At 70.4% G+C, this 17,170-nt stretch carries 17 protein-coding genes; 6 read left to right on the top strand and 11 right to left on the bottom strand.

Annotated elements, in window-relative coordinates:
* Positions 1 to 79: 79 nt before the first annotated feature.
* The 9 genes from CCK91_RS14065 to CCK91_RS14025 all read right to left on the bottom strand — a co-directional run bounded on the left by CCK91_RS14065 (position 80) and on the right by CCK91_RS14025 (position 9,352).
* A complete protein-coding gene (locus tag CCK91_RS14065) occupies positions 80 to 319 on the bottom strand; it encodes a hypothetical protein (protein ID WP_086474520.1) in 240 nt (79 codons plus the stop codon).
* 113 nt (positions 320 to 432) lie between these two features.
* Positions 433 to 1,416: an SDR family NAD(P)-dependent oxidoreductase gene (locus tag CCK91_RS14060; RefSeq protein WP_086474519.1), complete on the bottom strand. Its 984-nt coding sequence runs from the start codon at positions 1,414 to 1,416 to the stop codon at positions 433 to 435.
* A 103-nt stretch (positions 1,417 to 1,519) separates the two neighbouring features.
* A complete protein-coding gene (locus CCK91_RS14055) occupies positions 1,520 to 2,287 on the bottom strand; it encodes a polyprenol monophosphomannose synthase (protein ID WP_207568237.1) in 768 nt (255 codons plus the stop codon).
* Between the two features lie 77 nt (positions 2,288 to 2,364).
* Positions 2,365 to 3,036, bottom strand: a complete 672-nt coding sequence (locus CCK91_RS14050) for a class F sortase (RefSeq protein ID WP_119863563.1) — start codon at positions 3,034 to 3,036, stop codon at positions 2,365 to 2,367.
* A complete protein-coding gene (locus CCK91_RS14045) occupies positions 3,033 to 4,217 on the bottom strand; it encodes a glycosyl hydrolase family 8 (protein WP_086474518.1) in 1,185 nt (394 codons plus the stop codon). Before CCK91_RS14045 ends, CCK91_RS14050 begins: the two co-directional genes overlap by 4 nt.
* Positions 4,218 to 4,219: 2 nt before the next feature.
* Positions 4,220 to 5,068 (bottom strand): DUF4397 domain-containing protein, encoded by an 849-nt coding sequence (locus tag CCK91_RS14040; protein ID WP_086474517.1) that lies wholly within the window; start codon positions 5,066 to 5,068, stop codon positions 4,220 to 4,222.
* An 80-nt stretch (positions 5,069 to 5,148) separates the two neighbouring features.
* Positions 5,149 to 7,179: an ArnT family glycosyltransferase gene (locus CCK91_RS14035; RefSeq protein ID WP_086474516.1), complete on the bottom strand. Its 2,031-nt coding sequence runs from the start codon at positions 7,177 to 7,179 to the stop codon at positions 5,149 to 5,151.
* Positions 7,176 to 8,687: a glycosyltransferase gene (locus CCK91_RS14030; RefSeq protein ID WP_242664546.1), complete on the bottom strand. Its 1,512-nt coding sequence runs from the start codon at positions 8,685 to 8,687 to the stop codon at positions 7,176 to 7,178. Before CCK91_RS14030 ends, CCK91_RS14035 begins: the two co-directional genes overlap by 4 nt.
* Positions 8,687 to 9,352 (bottom strand): GtrA family protein, encoded by a 666-nt coding sequence (locus tag CCK91_RS14025; protein WP_086474515.1) that lies wholly within the window; start codon positions 9,350 to 9,352, stop codon positions 8,687 to 8,689. The genes CCK91_RS14030 and CCK91_RS14025 overlap by 1 nt, the downstream gene beginning before the upstream one ends.
* Positions 9,353 to 9,648: 296 nt before the next feature.
* On the opposite strand from CCK91_RS14025, the gene CCK91_RS19970 reads away from it, so the two are divergent.
* The 4 genes from CCK91_RS19970 (at position 9,649) to CCK91_RS14015 (ending at position 12,188) form a co-directional block, all read left to right on the top strand.
* Positions 9,649 to 10,011, top strand: a complete 363-nt coding sequence (locus CCK91_RS19970) for a DUF7882 family protein (protein WP_085510196.1) — start codon at positions 9,649 to 9,651, stop codon at positions 10,009 to 10,011.
* A complete protein-coding gene (locus CCK91_RS14020; RefSeq protein ID WP_242664545.1) occupies positions 10,008 to 10,841 on the top strand; it encodes an SDR family NAD(P)-dependent oxidoreductase in 834 nt (277 codons plus the stop codon). Before CCK91_RS19970 ends, CCK91_RS14020 begins: the two co-directional genes overlap by 4 nt.
* A gap of 71 nt (positions 10,842 to 10,912) precedes the next feature.
* Positions 10,913 to 11,086, top strand: a complete 174-nt coding sequence (locus CCK91_RS19685) for a hypothetical protein (protein ID WP_161578549.1) — start codon at positions 10,913 to 10,915, stop codon at positions 11,084 to 11,086.
* A 112-nt stretch (positions 11,087 to 11,198) separates the two neighbouring features.
* Complete coding sequence (locus CCK91_RS14015) at positions 11,199 to 12,188, top strand: SDR family oxidoreductase (RefSeq protein ID WP_086474513.1); 990 nt, start codon at positions 11,199 to 11,201, stop codon at positions 12,186 to 12,188.
* Positions 12,189 to 12,199: 11 nt separating this feature from the next.
* Here CCK91_RS14015 and CCK91_RS14010 read toward each other — a convergent pair whose 3' ends face one another.
* Positions 12,200 to 13,804, bottom strand: coding sequence for an AMP-binding protein (locus CCK91_RS14010; protein WP_207568236.1), 1,605 nt, complete (start codon positions 13,802 to 13,804; stop codon positions 12,200 to 12,202).
* Positions 13,805 to 13,876: 72 nt separating this feature from the next.
* On the opposite strand from CCK91_RS14010, the gene CCK91_RS14005 reads away from it, so the two are divergent.
* Together CCK91_RS14005 and CCK91_RS14000 are read left to right on the top strand one after the other, a co-directional pair.
* Positions 13,877 to 14,779, top strand: coding sequence for a hypothetical protein (locus tag CCK91_RS14005; RefSeq protein ID WP_086474511.1), 903 nt, complete (start codon positions 13,877 to 13,879; stop codon positions 14,777 to 14,779).
* Positions 14,780 to 14,781: 2 nt separating this feature from the next.
* A complete protein-coding gene (locus tag CCK91_RS14000) occupies positions 14,782 to 15,474 on the top strand; it encodes a TMEM175 family protein (protein ID WP_086474510.1) in 693 nt (230 codons plus the stop codon).
* A gap of 878 nt (positions 15,475 to 16,352) precedes the next feature.
* On the opposite strand, the gene CCK91_RS13995 is transcribed toward CCK91_RS14000, so the two are convergent.
* Positions 16,353 to 17,126 (bottom strand): DNA-formamidopyrimidine glycosylase family protein, encoded by a 774-nt coding sequence (locus CCK91_RS13995; protein ID WP_064294288.1) that lies wholly within the window; start codon positions 17,124 to 17,126, stop codon positions 16,353 to 16,355.
* Positions 17,127 to 17,170 lie beyond the last annotated feature (44 nt).

Here is a 17,170-nt window from a genome sequence, read left to right as displayed (position 1 = left end):
TCGCCGCCCGTCCGTGAGCGTAGAGCGCGACACACCGAGGCGTTCCTGAGTTAGGGAATGAAGCAGGATGTTGGTGGGGTCAGGAACTCGGGCCGGGGTTGGTGATGTTCGCCACGCGCTCCGCCTCGCGCTCGGCCGCGGCGTCGCGTTCGGTCTCCGAACCGGGGTTCGTGATGTCGGCCTCGCCGCTCGCCGCCGGGTCGTCTGCGGCGACGTGCGGGCCGGGGTTCGTCGTGGAGGCCACGCGCTCGGCCGCCGCGTCGTCGACGGCCTCGTCGTGTGGACCCGGGTTGTTGATGTCGGCGTTCTGGTCACTCATGGGGTGCTCCTTCCGAGATCCGCCTGGGCGGTCTCCGTCTCGCGCATCGTCGCGCTGATCCGCTCTCACGGTAGGTCCGTGGGCGGGTGCCTGCAAGGGGTGGCGTCGGCCGATCAGTCGCGAGCGGCGAAGGCGTCGACCCCGGTGAGTTCGGCGGAGAGCGCCCAGAGTCTGGCCGCCTCCTCCGGATCGGTCGCGTGGTCGGCGACACCGGAGGCCGGGGAGACCGCGGTCTCGGCCGGGCCGGCGATGTCGCAGTCCTCGCAGAACACCCCGCCGAGGCCGTCGAGCGACGGCGAGGTCGCGGCCCAGACTTCCGTTGCGGCACCCTGCTCGGGCGACTTGAACCCCGAGACGAGGAGGTTGCCGTCGGCGTCGACCCAGCCGAGCGCCATCATCTCCTCGCGAGGCAGGTGCCGCTGCAGCGGCGTGAGGATGCCACCGGGGTGGACGGAGAACGCGCGGACGCCCGCTTCGGCACCGAGCGAGTCGAGCTGGAGGGCGAACAGCGCGTTGGCGGTCTTCGCCTGCCCGTAGGCCTCCCACTTGTCGTAGCCGTGCTCGAACTGGACGTCATCCCAACGGATTCCCGAGCGCTTGTGGCCGCTGGAGGACAACGCGACGACCCGCGAGGAGCCGCCCTTCACGATGGCGGGCCAGAGTCGGTTGACGAGGGCGAAGTGGCCGAGGTGGTTCGTCGCGAACTGGAGTTCCCAGCCGGGGCCGACGCGCGTCTCGGGAGCCGCCATGACGCCGGCGTTCGTGATGACGAGGTCGATGCCCCGGCCCGTGGCGAGGAAGCGGTCGGCGAACGCCTCGACGCTCGCGAGGTCGGCCAGGTCGAGTTCGTCGACCTCCACGCCGTCGATGCCGGCGAGCTCCTCGCGAGCGGTCTCCGGGCGCCGCGCGGGGACGATGACGTGGGCGCCCGCGCCGACCAGGGCACGGACGGCCTCACGGCCGATACCCGAGTAGCCGCCGGTGACGATGGCGAGCTTGCCGGTGAGGTCGATGCCCTCGAGCACCTCCGCCGCGGTGCTCGAATGGCCGAAGCCGGAACCGATGGGGTGCTGCGGGGTGCGCGTGGAGTTGGTCATGTCCTCACGCTACGACTCCGGGGAGGGCGGCGGAACCGAAAGGACCTGGGAAGATGTGCAGTCCTCGTCAGCCCGTGGTCGTCGTCGCCCGCGCCACCTGGTCTCAGCGGGTGGACAGCACGCGCACGGAGGGCAGCGGGTGGCCGTGGAGCAGCGCGCGGACCTCCTGCAGGCGGCGACGCACGCCCCACATCGTGACCTTCTTGAGCGACTCGGAGACGATGCCGCCGCTCATCTTCGACTCACCCGACACCCGCTCGGTGAAGACGATGGGCGTCTCCACGACCCGGAGCCCGCGCTGCAGCGCCCGCCAGAGGAGGTCGACCTGGAAGCAGTACCCCTGCGACGCGACGTCGGCGAGGTCGATCCGGCGCAGCGCCTCGCTGCGGAACGCGCGGAACCCGCCGGTCGCGTCGGCGACACCGATCCCGAGGGCGAGTCGCGTGTAGAAGTTGCCGCCGCGACTCAGCGCGAGCCGATGCGCGGGCCAGTTCTCGACGACGCCACCCGGGACCCAGCGCGAGCCGAGCGCGAGGTCGTGATCGTCGAGGAGTCCGATCAGGCGGGGCAGGTCCTCGGGGTGGTGGGATCCGTCCGCGTCCATCTCGACGATGACCTCGTAGCCGCGCGCGAGCGCCCAGGCGAAGCCCGCGAGGTACGCCCCGCCGAGCCCGTCCTTCACGGCCCGGTGGAACACGTGCACCTGCGGGTGCTGTGCGGCGAGCTGCTCGGCGAGGAACCCGGTGCCGTCGGGGGAGGAGTCGTCCACGACGAGGATGTCGACCCCGGCGACGGCGAGCGTGCGGTTCACGATCGGCTGCAGGTTGTCGAGTTCGTTGTAGGTGGGGATGACGACGAGTGAGCGGTTCACGTCGGTTCCTTTCAGGTCGTTGGGAGTGGTTCGGAGCGGGGCGGCCCCTCGACAGGAGCGAGGGGTGGGGAGCAGCGCTACGGGGTCGTGCCGACGAGCGAGGCGAAGACCACGTAGTTGTTCGCGTAGGTGTTCGCGGCGTCGTCGAAGGGGCCGTTGCAGGTGATGAGCCGGAGCTGCGCGTCGGGCGTCGGTCCGTAGACCTCCTGGGTGGGGAAGGTCTTCTTCTCGACGTCGATGGCGCGGTCCACCGCGTACGTGGCGGTCGAGCCGTCGGACATCGTGACCGTCACCTGGTCGCCCGCCACGAGCTGCTTGAGGTGGACGAACACCGCCTCGCGGAGGGTCGTGTCGAGGTGACCGGCGATGACCGCGGGCCCCACCTGGCCGGGCAGGACGCCGGCGCGGTACCACCCGGCGTCCTCCCACTCGACCGGCGGCAGGAGGACACCGGACGCATCGCGCTCAAGCGGTTCGACCGCCGCGTCGACCCCGATCGACGGGATCTGCACCCGGCTCACGCTCAGTGCGCTGACATCGGCGGCCGGCGCCTGGGCGACCGGGTCCTGCTTCGCACCGGCGGCGCCACGGTCGGTCGCCTCCGAGGAGGTGATGGGCCCGTCGGCGACGTTCGGCGAGGTCGGCGTCTGCCCGGCGTGCGTCGTGGCGCAGCCCGAGAGGGCGAGCGCCGTGAGGAGTGCTCCGGCCGCGGCGAGCGTGCCGATCGTCCGGCGGTGTGCGCGGATCACGAGGTGGCTCCTTCGGTGAGCGGCGGGCACCCGTGCAGCTCGCCGGTCGTGAGCATCATGGGCGCGAGGGCCGCCCAGGCGGCGCCGAAATAGCTCGGCACCTCCTGCGCGAGTTCGTCGGCGGCACGGAGGTCGTCCGCCGACTCCGGCAGGTTGCCCACGGCGGCGCGCGCGGCCGCTCGGGCCTGGAGGGCGAGCGGGTGCACGTCCGAGGTCAGTGGTGATCCGCCGAGGTCGGTCTCCGCCCGCAGCTCCTTCGACCGCGCGAGGGTCGAGGCGAGGCGGGCGGCCGTCGCCTGGTCGGCGGTGTCGCAGGACTCGGCGTAGCGGATCGGGAGCCGGGCCGCGTCGTAGCCGTAGCGGACGCTCTGCCCGGTCCCTGCCGCACCCGGCATGGCGTCGACGGTGCCGTCGGCGTGCACCTGGGCCCAGTCGGGCGGAAGTGGGCTCTCGTCGAGCAGGGTGGTCGTGACCGCTGCGGACCCCGCCTGCAGTTCGGCCCACCGCGGGTCACCCGTCGCCGCACCCAGTACCGAGAAGGCGACGGGGGAGGCATAGGACGGGTTGTACGCGTAGGGCTCGGTCGCTGCAGCCCAGACGCCGGGCAGGAGGATCCGGCCCGCGGCGGTCTCGACGGTCATGCGGTCCGCGATCTCACCGGCGAGCGTGACGCCGGCCTCGGTGAACCGCGGCTCGTCGAAGCGGGTGCCGGCGATGACGAGCGCGCGGGCGGCGTCGAGGTCCGCATCGCTGGCGGGTTCGTCGTCGACGACCTCGCCGTCGCTCCACTGCCAGGCGAGCAGCCCGTCGGGGCGCTGCAGGTGTTGCTCGGTCCAGTCCCAGATCTCGGTGAAGGACTGCTCGTCCCCGACACCGGCCGCGACGAGCAGTCCGTAGGCCTGCCCTTCGCTGACCGTGTCGTCACCCTGGTCCCGGCGCACGACGCGGCCGTCGTCGACCCAGTCGGCGAGGAACGCGTCTGCGGCCTCGGTGGTGGTCCGGTCCGTGACCGTCGAGGTCGGGCCAGGCTGTCCGTCGGCGTCGGCGGAGCCGGGTGACGCCGCGGTCGGGCCATGGAGGAGGTTCGCCGGGAACCCGGTCGCCAGCGAGGCGATCACGGCGGTCGCGGTGACCGCGGCGACCGCGGTCGCGGCGATGCCGATCGTCTTCTTGGCGCTCATGGTCAGCTCACCGCCGTCCCGAGGTCGCGCACGAGCCAGGCGAGCTTCGCGTCGAGGTCGTCGAGGACGGACCCGAGCGTCGACGACTCCTTGGCGAGGCCGCCGCCACCGGTCTCCACCGGACCCTCGGGTGCGTCACCGGCTGCCGAGCTGTCGAGGACGGGCATGAGGGTGACGCCACCTGCGGCGTTGTCGAGCACGAAGAGCGTGCTCACGGTGCCGGGCGCGAGGTTCACAGAGGCTTCGGCCGCCTGCTTGCCGCCGGTGAGCTCGAGATCCCACGGGCCGGCGGGGACGCTCGCGTAGTCGGTCGCCGTCCCGGTGGTGGCGCCCTTCGCGATGGGCATGCCGGTCGAGGTGCTGACGTCGACGCTCTTCACATCGGTCGACGCCTGGATCAGCCGGATGCGCGCCGCACCCTCGGCCGGACCGGTGAGGTCGTCCTCGAACACCTTCGTCTGCAGGTCCTTGTTGGGACCGTAGGCCGCGACGGTTGCCGCTTCCCCGGCCGTGATGGTCACGTTGGTGCTGATGACCGGCTTCGTGCTGTCGGGCGACCCGGCGGGCACCATCGACACCACGTAGGTGCCGGCGGCCAGGTCGGTGTAGGGGGAGACCTGGCCGTAGGCGACGTCGTCGAGTTCGAACACGGTCGCGCCGCCGGAGAGTGCCGACAGCTTCACGTCGACGGTCTTGGTGTCGGCCGAGAGGTGCCCGACGCGGATCCAGCCGGAGCCTGCGGCATCGGTGGTGGCGGCGCTCGCGGCGGTGGTGCCGAAGCCGATGAGTGCTGCCGTCGCTACGGCGGCGAGGCCGCTGAGGGCGATTCGCCTCGTGGTGGTGGTTCGCATGGTGGAACTCCTGTTCTTCGGGTGGTTCGGGGGTTCGGATGGTTCGGGCGTTTGGCTCGAGCCGGTGCTCGGGAGGCCGATCAGCGGACGACGTCGGGTTCGACGACCGAGTAGGTGACCCGCACGCCGGCCGCCGTCTGCTCGACGCGGTCGGCCGCGTAGTCGCCCTGGATCGAGCGGATGGAGTCGGCCAGACGGCTGTCGCCCGCCTCGGTACCGGTGCGGAGCACCATGGTCCGGCGCACGTCGCCCGTCTCGCCGTCGAGCACCGGGGTGCTCTCGAGTCGGACCGGCGTCGTGGCGAGCACCTGTCCGAGGGCGAGCAGGGCGCGGGAGTCGAGCTGGCCGTCGCTGAGGGTCTGTGCGGCCTCCGCCGAGACGCTGAGCGCGGGGTTCAGCAGGAGCTGCGCACCGAGGGCCGCCCGAGCCGCCGTTCGTCCGGCAGCCTGCTCGGCTGCCGCGTCGAGACCGTCGGCGTCGATGCGGCGGACCTCGACGGCCTGTGTCCCGGAGCCGAAGGTCGCGACGAGCTCGGAGTTGTCGATCGCACCCTTCACCTCGGGGAAGGTGGTCGGGAAGGTCCGCATCGAGTCGGTCGTGACGATGTAGTCGGCGTCGCGCCAGCCGTTGGGCGACTGAGCCTGGACGGCGGAGTCGGTGTCCATCTTGTAGTACCAGATGACGTTGTCGCGGTCGAAGCCGCTCTCGACGAGGTCGACCCACATCGCGTCGTCGACGATCACGCGGGACTCCTTCGGCACATTGGTCTGGACCCACTGCTGGGCCTGCCGGACCGGCTTGTCGAGGTCGGCGAGGAGGAAGCCGCGGAGCTGGGTCGCCGTGTTCGGGACGGCGACGACGGCTGCTGCGAGCACGGCGGCGACCCAGACGGCTCCGGCCGCGCGTCCACCGAGAAGACGACGGCGCGGTGCACCGGCCTCGACGGTCGAGCGGCGACGGAACCGGCGGATGGCCGCGCCGGTCGCGCCCATGATGAGGATCGTCATGAACGGCAGCAGCATGATGACGTAGGGCACCGGCAGGTAGCCGCCCGGGCGCAGCATGAACAGGCCGAGGAAGACGGTCATCGCGGCGATGACGCGCAGCCGCGAGATGAAGAGTCCGGCGACGGCGGCCACCGCCCCGGTGACGAGGAACGCCGCGTCCAACTGCCACCACATGCCGAGGGTCTTCGCCGACAGGCTCTCCGGGTCGAACAGCGACCCGCTCGCGACGCGGGATCCGAGCTGGAAGAAGACGCCTCCGAGGAGACTCACCCGGTCAGGGCCCGGGATGAGCTCGCCCTTGATGGCGGCGAAGAGCACGTACGTGAAGCCGATGACGACGACGATCGTCGCGGCGACCGGCAGCGTGTACCGGCGGGTCTCCTTCCGAGCCGCGCGCCACATGGTCCAGGCGAGGAAGGGCAGGGCGAGCAGGAAGGTCTCCTTGCTCAGCACGGCGATGCCGAACGCGGCGGCGGAACCCGCGAAGCCGACGAGCTGGTGCTTGCGGCTCGTCGCGAGGATGAAGGCACCGAGGAGCCAGGGCACCGCGACGTTGTCGAGGTAGACGGTGCGGTGGAACTGCACCGCGAGCGGCGAGATCGCGAACACGAGTGCGGCGACGGCGGCCATGGCCCGGCTGAGGTGCAGGCGGCGGGCGAGGACCCACACGAGCACGACGGCGATGAGCGTCGCGACCAGCATGGCCTCACGTGCCGCGACCACGGCGATGTCGTAGCGGTCGAACGCACCGGTCAGCCCCGTGTAGGCCGCGATCTGCAGCCACCCGAGCGGCGGGTGGTCGTACCAGTAGGTGTAGTGGGCGAGTTCGCCGAGCTTCAGCACGCTCCACGCCTGGGCGGTGTAGGTGCCCTCGTCGTCAATGCGCTGCGGGGATCCGCCCATATTCATGGCCTGCACGACGGCGGCGATGGCGAGCACGGGCAGGAGGAAGGCCAGGGTGCGACCGTGGCGCGACAGCCAGCGGCGCACGACGCCGGGGCCTCGCTGCGTCGGTGGCCCTGAGGCGAGCCAGCCGAGGCGGTCGCTCTCCAGGTGGAGCTCTGGTCGGCCGGCGGCCGCCGGTCGTTCGAGGATGCCGGTCATCGGGTTGCTCCGTTCTGGAGGACGAGCTCGGGTGCGCGGTCGGGCAGGTCGACGGAGACGGGAGCGGCCTCGGCGATCTCCTCGCTGCGGTGGGCGCCGGTGTGCTCCGTCTTCTCCCAGGAGTGGTCGCCCTTCCACTCGCGGAAGACGGAGCGGACGGCGGCCAGGCCGAGGAAGATCTGGTACGGGAAGGTGCCGAGGATCAGCCGGGCGTAGTCGCGGAGGCGGACCTTCTGGCCGTAGAGGCGGCCGAACTCACCGAGCCCGGAGGCCTCCACCGCGAGGGTGACGATCGTCGGTGCGAGCGGGATGAAGGTGAGGAGCGCGATCGGTGCGGGCACCTTCGCGAACAGCACCAGCAGGACCGAGACGGGGATGAGGAGACCGGTCGCCGCCTGGAGGAACGGCATCGACAGCAGGTAGCGGGCGAACATGCGCTGACGGAACGTCGGCAGCTTGCGCCACTCGCCCTTCTTCAGCACCTGCAGGAAGCCCTGGTTCCAGCGCGTGCGCTGCTTGTAGAGCGACTGCAGGGTGCCTGGCGTCTCCTCGCGGGTGACGACCTCCGGGCTGTACGCGACGACGACCGTCGCGCCGGCGCTCGAGAGTCGGACACCGAGCTCGCAGTCCTCGGCGAGGCAGCCGTCGTCCCAGCCCTCCGACCAGTCGAGCCAGGTCTTCTTCACGAACACCGTGTTGCCGCCGAGCGGGATGAAGCGGGAGTTCGCGTGGAAGTGCAGGCGCGACCGGAACCAGAAGTAGTACTCGAGCACGTTCCGGAGCGACCACCAGCTCGACTGGAAGTTCATGAGCTGCACGCCGCCCTGGACGACGTCGGCGCCGCTCTCGGTGAAGCGGGAGTCCACGAGCGTGAGCAGGCGCGGATGCACCTCGTCCTCGGCGTCGAACACGCCCACGACGTCGCCACGGGCGATCTGCAGCGCCCGGTTGAGGGCCTTGGGCTTGTTCTTCGGGACGCTGTCGTCGACGACGACCTTGATGAGGTCGGGGTGCCGTGCGGCGGCCTCGCGGACGACGCGTTCGGTCCCCGGGTCGTCGTGGCCCACGATCGCGATGATCTCGAAGTCGGGGTGGTCCTGTTCGGCGAGGCGGTCGAGGGTCTGGCCCATGACCTCCTCCTCATGCCGACCCGGGACGAGCAGGGTGAAGGAGTGCTCGGCGGGCAGCGGGACCGCGGCGAACCCGGTGTTCTTCAGGTGGCCGGTCGACCGCCAGGCGTGGAGCATCCAGTAGAGGGTGGTGACGGCGATGATCGTCAGTGCGGCGGCGAACAGCAGCATGGTGCCGTAGCCGAGCCACTCACCGATGCTCCAGGAGCCGGGGTCGGCCGCCGACGCCGGGTCCACCAGGGTGCCGCGGTTCGGCAGCGGTTCCGTGGGTGCCGCGGGCTGCGGGGTCAGCAGGGGGCTGGGCTCGTCCGCGGCGGCGAACGGGCGGGATGGGATGAGCGCGAGCGCTCCGAGCAGCGGTGCGAGTGCGGGTGCCATCAGGACAGGCCTCCAGAGGTCGGCAGTGCGTGGGTCGGTGCGGATCGACGAGGGGTCGTGGTGCGCGGTGCGGCGGCGGGTGCCGGTGCGGCCGGGCTCGAGACGGGCGCTTCCTGCGTCGTCGTGCTCCGACGGCGAGCGGTCGCCGACTCGGCGGGCCGGAACACGACGAACCGATAGGCGAGGAAGCGGAACACCATGCCGAGGACGAGTCCGACGCCGTTGCCCGCGATGTTGTCGGCGAGGGGCGTGGTGTAGCCGAGGACGTAGTGCGAGACGAAGAGACACCCCGCGGCGATCCCGAGGCCGAGGACGTTCATGAGGGCGAAGAGGGCGCCCTCCTTCCACACCGCGCGGCGGTGCTCGGTCCGGAACGTCAGCGCCCGGTTGCCGAGCCACGCGACGATCGTGGCGACGGCCACGGAGATCACCTTCGCGCCGATCGGCTTGTCGTCGAGCACGGTGAACCGGAGGAGGTTGTACACGCCGACGTCCACAACGAACGCGGTGCCACCGACGAGGCCGAAGGTGACCAGCTGGGAGACGAGCTTGGGGAGACGCAACGGCTGGCGTGCACGGCGGGGACGCGTTCCCGGAGCGACGGATCGTTCGAGGACGGACGGCTGGCTCGGGTGCACGACGGAAGATTCGGGCTTCACGGTCATGCACGCCGTTCGGGGGCGGCGCCAACCGCGGTTTGGTCGGCGGCGACACCGCCCAGGGCTTTGCCAGGTTCACGAAACAGGACCGAAATCCCTTGATTTTCCGCGGAAGTTGACGTATCCGCGAGGCCGTGGGGGACAACACCGCGGCCCCCTCAACTGGGCCGCCGCCCGCTCGTCAACCGGCACGACGGCGATCCCTCGGTCGCCTACGATGGGGGCAACGCCCGGTGTGCTCGGGCGTCGCGATGCCCTGATTCGAGGGTGCGCGAGACGACCGGCACAGAGGGAGACACCTGGTGGGAAAGCTGATCTACGGGAGTTCATCGCGAGAGCTCGAACTCGACGACCGGATGCTCGCGCACGTGAAGTCGATCGCGGTCATGAAGCTGCGGCGCAACGAGTCCTTCACCATCTCCTGGCCGCGCTCGCTCGAGACCGGCGGCGGACGCGTGACGATCTGGGTGCACCCGTCGATCTCGTTGCAGTTCGAGTTCGACCAGGAGCAGCGTCCGGAGCTCAACCGCAGCTGGCTCGAGTCGATGATGCAGGACGCCAACAAGACCGGCGACCTCGCCATCGGCCGGGAGGTCCCCGACATCGACCAGCGGGCGCGCCCGACCAACGTCAGCGAGCCCCGCCCCCGGAAGTCCTCCGCGTGAGCGACCGGGTGATCGTCCTCACCGGCGCCAGCGACGGCATCGGTGCCGCTGCCGCGAAGGCGTTGACGGACGCGGGCGAGCAGGTCGTGGTGGTCGGGCGGTCACCGGAGAAGACCGCGGCCGTCGCGCAGCGGATCGGGGCTGCCTCGTTCATCTCCGACTTCGCCGAACTGGCGCAGGTCCGGCTCCTCGCCGAGCAGCTCCTCGAGCGGTACCCGCGCATCGACGTCCTCGCCAACAACGCCGGCGGCATCTTCGGCGCCGACCGCCGGGTCACGGCCGACGGCCACGAGCAGACGTTCCAGATCAACTACCTGGCACCCGCACTCCTCACCCACCTCCTGCTGGACCGCCTCGTCGAGTCCGAGGCGACGGTCATCAACACCTCGAGCGTCGCCAACCGCCTGTTCGGGAAGCTCGACCTCGACGACCTCGACGCCGAACGCTCCTATTCGCCCACGCGCGCCTACGGCAACGCGAAGCTGGCGCAGATCCTCTTCACCAAGGAACTCGACCGCCGGTACGGCCCGCGCGGCCTGTCCGCGGCAGCGTTCCACCCGGGGGTCATCTCGACGAACTTCTCCAGCTCGCCCGACGGCGCGATGCGGTTCCTCTACGCGAACCCGCTCGGGCGTCGCCTGCTGAACACCCCCGAGGAGGGCGCCGACACGCTCTTCTGGCTCGCCGAGAGTCAGCCGGGCCTCGACTGGACCTCGGGCGGCTACTTCGTGAAGCGGAAGCCCGCACGCACGAACAAGCTCGCCGACGACGTCGCGCTCGCCCGCGGGCTCTGGGAACGGACCGAGGAGCTGCTCGCCGAGCACCGCTGAGCGGTCCCGGCGGTCCGTCTCAGCGTCTCCAGCGTCACCGTGCCTGGGTGAGGGGAGCCTAGGCTGGTGGGATGCGATGGAACGAATGGACGACGGCGCTCGTCGTCGCCGGGGTCCTCGCGCTCGCCGCGCTGCTGATGCTCCTGGTCCTCGGACCCGAGGCACCGGTCGTGTGGGGACTCGTCTCCGGCGTGCTGCTCGCCCTCGTCGTCGGTGCCATGGCGTTCGTCAAGCGCGAGCGCTGACCCAGTCCGGGTAGACCTCTCCCGGTCACTGAGCTTGTCGACGTGCCAGAAGGGACCTCCCTATCCTGTCCAGGCCTGGGCGAGTCGGGTGGCGGTGCGCGAGGATGGACCAATGACGACGAAGCGCATCCTGTTCATCGGCGGCAGCGGCATCATCTCCTCGGCGTCGGTCGCCAGAGCGGTGTCGCTCGGCCATGACGTCACCGTCCTGAACCGCGGCCTGTCCCACGTCCGGCCGCTCCCCGAGGAGGTCGAGCTGCTCCGCGCGGACGTCCGCGACACCGACGCGGTGACCGAGACGCTCGGCTCGCGCGAGTTCGACGTCGTGGCGCAGTTCACCGCGTTCACGCCACCGCAGGTGCAGGCGGACATCGACCGCTTCGCCGGTCGGATCGGCCAGTACGTGTTCATCAGCTCCGCGGCGGCGTATCAGAAGCCGCCACAGCGCCTGCCCGTCGTGGAGTCGACGCCGCTCCGGAACCCGTTCTCCCAGTACGCGCGCGACAAGATCTCCTGCGAGGACGTCCTCGTCCACGCCTACCGCGAGCAGGGGTTCCCAGCGACGATCGTGCGCCCGTCACACACCTACGACCGGACGCTCATCCCCACGATGGGACGGCGCACCGACCTCGACCGCATGCGCGCGGGCAAGCCGGTGGTCGTGCACGGCGACGGGACGACCCTGTGGACCATCACCCACACCGAGGACTTCGCGGTCGGGTTCGTCGGCCTGCTGGGTCGTCGCGACGTGCTCGGGGAGGCCTTCCACATCACGGGCGACCACGCACCGAGCTGGAACGACATCACCCGGTGGATCGCGGAGGCGGCCGGCGTGGAGGCCGACATCGTGCACGTGCCCTCCGACGTCATCGCGGACGTCCACCCACCCCTCGGGCCGACGCTCCTGGGCGACAAGGCGTTCCCGATGATCTTCGACAACACCCGCATCCGCAGTCTCGTCCCGGAGTTCCGGCCCGCCATCCCGTTCTGGGACGGCGCGGCGGAGATGGTCGCGTTCCACGACGCGAACCCGCACTGGCAGCCGGCCGAGCCGGAACTCGACGCGGCCTTCGACCGGATGGTCGCCGCCGTCGGTCGCTGAGCGGCAGTCGATCACTGAGCCTGTCGAAGTGCCTCCGCGGCCCGGAGGTCCTTCCGGAGGATCTTCCCCGACGTCGACTTCGGGATGACGTCGACGAACGCCACGCGCCGGATCTTCTTGTGCGGGGCGACCCGCTCCGTGACCCACGCCATGAGTGCCTCAGCGATGACGTCCTGGCCCGGTTGCAGGACCACGAACGCCTTCGGCACCTCCTGGCCCTCATCGTCGAGCACCCCGATGACGGCCGCGTCGGCGACCGCCGGGTGGCCGAGCAGCAGCGCCTCGAGCTCCGCCGGGGCCACCTGGTAGCCGTGGTACTTGATGAGCTCCTTCAACCGCTCGATGATCCGCACGGTGCCGTCACCGCGTACGGTCGCGATGTCGCCGGTGTGCAGGAAGCCGTCGGCCTCGAGGGTCTCGCGGGTGGCCTCCTCGTTGCCGAGGTACCCGAGCATGACGTTCGGGCCGGCGCAGAGCAGCTCGCCCGCCGCGCTCTCCTCGTCCGAGCCCTCGGCCGGGTAGTCCACTTCGGCGCCGGTCTCCGGATCGACGATCCGGCACTGCATGTTCGGGAGCGTCGTGCCGACGCTGTCGAGGGACGCCCCCTCGGCCTGGAACGCGATCGCGTGGCTGACCGGGCTGAGCTCGGTCATGCCGTAGCCCTGTCGCATCCGACAGCCGAGACGCTCCTCGACCGCCCGCCCGAGCGTCGCGTCCAACGGCGCGGCACCGGAGAAGATCGTGTGGACGCTCGAGAGGTCGAACTCGTCGACGAGCGGGTGCTTCGCCAGCGCCACCGCGATCGGTGGGGCGATGAACACGTAGCTGCAGCGGAAGTCCTGGATGATCCGGAGGAACTCAGCCAGGTCGAACCGCGGCATGGTCACGAGCGAGGCGCGCCGCGACAGGGCGAGGTTGAGCAGCACCGTCATGCCGTAGATGTGGAAGAACGGCAGGACCGCGAGGATCCGGTCGTCGGCGACCATGCCGAGCTGGGGGATGGACTGCTGCACGTTCGCGACGAGGTTCCGGTGCGAGAGCATCACGCCCTTCGGCCGGCCCGTCGTGCCGGAGGAGTAGGGCAGCACCGCCACGTGTGTGGCCGGGTCGAACGAGACGTCCGGCGCGGGGAGGCGGCGCATGAGGAGGTCGCTCAGCGAGGCGTGCCCCTCCGCGCCGTCGAGGACGACGACGCGGTCGGAGGGGATGCCGCAAGCGCTCGCCGCAGCCCATGCCTGGGGGAGCAGCGGGGAGACGGTGAACAGCATCGTCGCGCCGGCGTCGCGCAGCTGCGCCTCGATCTCCTCGGCGTTGTAGAGGCCGTTCACCGTCGTCGCCGTCGCGCCCGCGCGCAGGATGCCGTGGAACACGGTCGCGAAGGCGGGCACGTTCGGCGCGTGGAGGGCCACGACGTCGCCGACCCCGATGCCGGCCGCCGCGAGGGCGCCGGCCAGGGCGTTGATCTGGCCGATGAGCTGTCGGTAGCTCGTCTCGGCACCGGTCGTGCCGTCGCGGAGGGCGATGCGGTCGAGGTCGCTCGGGGCGATGCTGCCGAACAGGGTGTCGTAGACGCTCAGGTCGGGGATCTCGACGTCGGGATGCGGGCTGATGAACACGAGTGATCTCCTTCGAACACCGGTGATGGTGGAGTGAGTCTATCCACGCCGGGTGCTCGTTAGGCTGAACCCGTGAACGCGTCCCGCCCCATCCTCGGTCTCCTGCTCGACGTCGACGGCCCCATCGCCAGTCCGATCACCCGGACGATCAATCTCCCGAGCATCGCGCAGGACCTCGCGACCCTCGCGAACGCCGGGGTCCCGATCGCCTTCAACACCGGACGGAGCGACGCGTTCCTCCGCGAGGTGGTCGTCCCACCGCTCCTGGCCGCCGGGCTCGCGGACGACGTCCGGCTCTACGGCATCTGTGAGAAGGGCGCCGTGTGGTTCGGGTTCTCGGCGGCCGGGGTCGACGAGCTGAGCCTCGATCAGGACGTCGCGATGCCGGAGGGGTACGGCGACGTCATCGAGCGCCTCGTCGACGAACGGTACGCCGAGACGGTGTTCTTCGACCACACCAAGCGCGCGATGGTCTCGGTCGAGCAGCACGTCGAGGTGCCGGCAGCGGACTACGCGGCCGTGCGGAAGCACTTCGACGACGACGCCCGGGCCGAGCTCGCCCGTCGCGGGTTCGGGGTCGAGCACGCGCCCGGTCGCTACCCGGATGACGCCGGCCTCGTGCAGTACCGCATCGATCCCACGATCATCTCCACCGACATCGAGTCGGTCCGGCTCGGCAAGGACCTCGGCGCCGAGCGCGCGCTCGAACTCCTCGAGGCGGACGGCGGTGCGCTCCCGCTCGCCTGGCGCACCGTCGGCGACTCGCGGAGCGACTACGCGATGGCCGACTGGTTGTTCGAGCACGGGTTCGAGGTCGCGCACGTGGACGTCCGCCCTGCCGACGGCGTGCCCGAGAAGCCCTACCCGGTGCTGACCCACCCGACGCTCATCCACGACGAAGCGGGCGCGGCCTTCCTGGCCCGCTGGGTCGCCATGGTGCAGGGGACCGCGACCGACGACGCCGACGTGAGCTGACGATGACCGGCGAGCAGGGGCGTCCGGCGGGCCGTCGTCGACCCGGTCCGACGACGGAGCGCGGGCTCGACCGCGTCGTGAACTTCAGCGACGCCGTCGTCGCCATCGCGATCACGCTGATCATCCTCCCGCTCGTCGACCTCGCGCAGGAGGACGACGGCGGTCCCGTGGCCGTGTTCCTCGGCGACAACTGGACCGGGCTTGCCGCAGCGGCCCTGAGCTTCGTCGTCATCGCCAACTTCTGGCGCGATCACCACCGCCTGTTCGAGCGCACCGCCAAGTACTCGACGCGGCTCGTGACCTTGAACTTCCTCTGGCTCGCCGGGATCGTGTTCCTGCCGCTGCCGACGGTGCTCCTGTTCGACGGGACGGGTGACGACCGCGGCGCCCCCACGCTCTACATCGCGACGATGCTCGTGTCGATGGTCGCGGTGCGACTCCAGCAGGTGGTCGTCGAGCGGGACGGGCTACTCAGCGACGAAGCGGCAGCCGCGCCGCGCCAACCGTGGGTGCTCGTGTGGTTCCCGATCGGCCTGATGGTGCTCGCCGGGATCCTGGCCGCGACGGTGCCGGGGCTCGGCGCCCAGGCGCTGTACCTCCTGCTGCTGTCGCTCCCGATCGGGTGGATCGGTGGCCGGCAGCACCGGGTCGCCCCTTCGACAAGCTCAGGGACCGGGGAACCTTTCGGCCCCTGAGCTTGTCGAAGGGTGGGGTGAGTCGGGTGGGGCTGCACTTCGACAAGCTCAGTGACCGGTGGTGGTGGTGGCTCTCGGGGACCGGTGACCTTCTGGTTCGTGAACATATTCCGGTCCCTGAGCTTGTCGAAGGGTGGGGTGAGTCCGGTGGGGCTGCACTTCGACAGGCTCAGTGACCGATGATGATGGCTCTCGGGGACCGGTGACCTTCTGGTTCGTGAACATATTCCGGTCCCTGAGCTTGTCGAAGGGTGGGGTGAGTCGGGTGGGGCTGCACTTCGACAGGCTCAGTGACCGGTGGTGGTGGTGGCTCTCGGGGACCGGTGACCTTCTGGTTCGTGAACATATTCCGGTCCCTGAGCTTGTCGAAGGGTGGGGTGCGTCGGGTGGGGTTGCACTTCGACAGGCTCAGTGACCGGTGGTGGTGGCTCTCGGGGACCGGTGACTTTCTGGTTCGTGGACATATTCCGGTCCCTGAGCTTGTCGAAGGGTGGGGTGGGTCGGGTGGTGTTGCACTTCGACAGGCTCAGTGACCGGTGGTGGTGGCTCAGTGACCGATGATGATGGCTCTCGGGGACCGGTGACCTTCTGGTTCGTGAACATATTCCGGTCCCTGAGCTTGTCGAAGGGTGGGGTGAGTCCGGTGGTGCTGCACTTCGACAGGCTCAGTGACCGGTGGTGGTGGTGGCTCTCGGGGACCGGTGACCTTCTGGTTCGTGGACATATTCCGGTCCCTGAGCTTGTCGAAGGGTGGGGTGAGTCGGGTGGTGCTGCACTTCGACAGGCTCAGTGACCGGTGGTGGTGGCTCAGTGACCGGTGGTGGTGGCTCAGTGACCGGTGGTGATGGTGCCTCAGGGACCGGAAGCTTGCCGTCTGGTTAGGTCTGGCAGTGGGGACACCAGTAGGTGTCGCGGAGTGCGGTGGGGTCGGCGCCGAGTTTGCCTCGCTGGATCCGGGTGCCGCAGCGGAGGCAGCGTTGACCGTCGCGTCCGTACACCCAGGTCTTCCGGCCGGGCCGCGTGTCGCCCGTCGTGACCCGGTTGCGGCGGTCGCGGTTGGCGTTGATGAGCCGGTAGCCGAGCCGCACGGCACCCGGCAGGTCGACCTCGGCGGTGGGCCTCGTCGGGAGGACGCCGCGGATGAAGCACAGCTCGTTGACGTACTCGTTGCCGAGTCCGGCGAGGTTGCGCTGGTCGAGCAGCGCGACGTGGATCTCGCGGCCGTCGGCCTCGAGATTGTGGATGGCGCGCTCCTCGTCCCAGTCCGGACCGAGGAGGTCGGGACCGAGCCAGCCGAAGCGCTCCTCGTCCTCGCGCGAGGGGAAGACCTCGACGAGGCCGAGCTCGAACCCGACCGTCACCCAGTGCTGCGTCGACACGATCGCGCGGGCCTTCCACGCCGGCCGCCGCCAGTGCTCGCCCGGCTGGTAGACGTGCCACAGCCCCTCCATCTTGAGGTGCGTGTGGAGCGTGTGGTCGCCGATGTGGTGCAGGAGGTGCTTGCCACGCGGGATGACGTCGTGGACGACGTCGCCCCGGAGGTCGACGGTCGCGAAGGCGGGCACCCGCAGGTCGAAGCCCGTGACGACCTCGCCGGCGAGCGCCTGCCGCAACCGGTGCGCGGCTTGGAAGACCGTGTCACCCTCTGGCATGAACCGCTCCGTCCGTTGCGGATACGGTGCCACCGGCAGGGTGT

Origin of the sequence: Plantibacter elymi (nom. nud.), from assembly GCF_900177795.1 — a bacterium.
GTDB lineage: Bacteria > Actinomycetota > Actinomycetes > Actinomycetales > Microbacteriaceae > Plantibacter > Plantibacter elymi.
This window is presented reverse-complemented; position numbering and strand designations above follow the sequence as displayed.

Coding starts and splice junctions, on each gene's coding strand:
- CCK91_RS14030 (WP_242664546.1), bottom strand. CDS start 8,687: ATGGCACCCGCACTCGCACCGCTGCTCGGAGCGCTCGCGCTCATCCCA.
- CCK91_RS19685 (WP_161578549.1), top strand. CDS start 10,913: ATGCGATGGAACGAATGGACGACGGCGCTCGTCGTCGCCGGGGTCCTC.
- CCK91_RS14015 (WP_086474513.1), top strand. CDS start 11,199: ATGACGACGAAGCGCATCCTGTTCATCGGCGGCAGCGGCATCATCTCC.
- CCK91_RS14060 (WP_086474519.1), bottom strand. CDS start 1,416: ATGACCAACTCCACGCGCACCCCGCAGCACCCCATCGGTTCCGGCTTC.
- CCK91_RS14040 (WP_086474517.1), bottom strand. CDS start 5,068: ATGCGAACCACCACCACGAGGCGAATCGCCCTCAGCGGCCTCGCCGCC.
- CCK91_RS14065 (WP_086474520.1), bottom strand. CDS start 319: ATGAGTGACCAGAACGCCGACATCAACAACCCGGGTCCACACGACGAG.
- CCK91_RS14045 (WP_086474518.1), bottom strand. CDS start 4,217: ATGAGCGCCAAGAAGACGATCGGCATCGCCGCGACCGCGGTCGCCGCG.
- CCK91_RS14025 (WP_086474515.1), bottom strand. CDS start 9,352: ATGACCGTGAAGCCCGAATCTTCCGTCGTGCACCCGAGCCAGCCGTCC.
- CCK91_RS13995 (WP_064294288.1), bottom strand. CDS start 17,126: ATGCCAGAGGGTGACACGGTCTTCCAAGCCGCGCACCGGTTGCGGCAG.
- CCK91_RS14000 (WP_086474510.1), top strand. CDS start 14,782: ATGACCGGCGAGCAGGGGCGTCCGGCGGGCCGTCGTCGACCCGGTCCG.
- CCK91_RS14035 (WP_086474516.1), bottom strand. CDS start 7,179: ATGACCGGCATCCTCGAACGACCGGCGGCCGCCGGCCGACCAGAGCTC.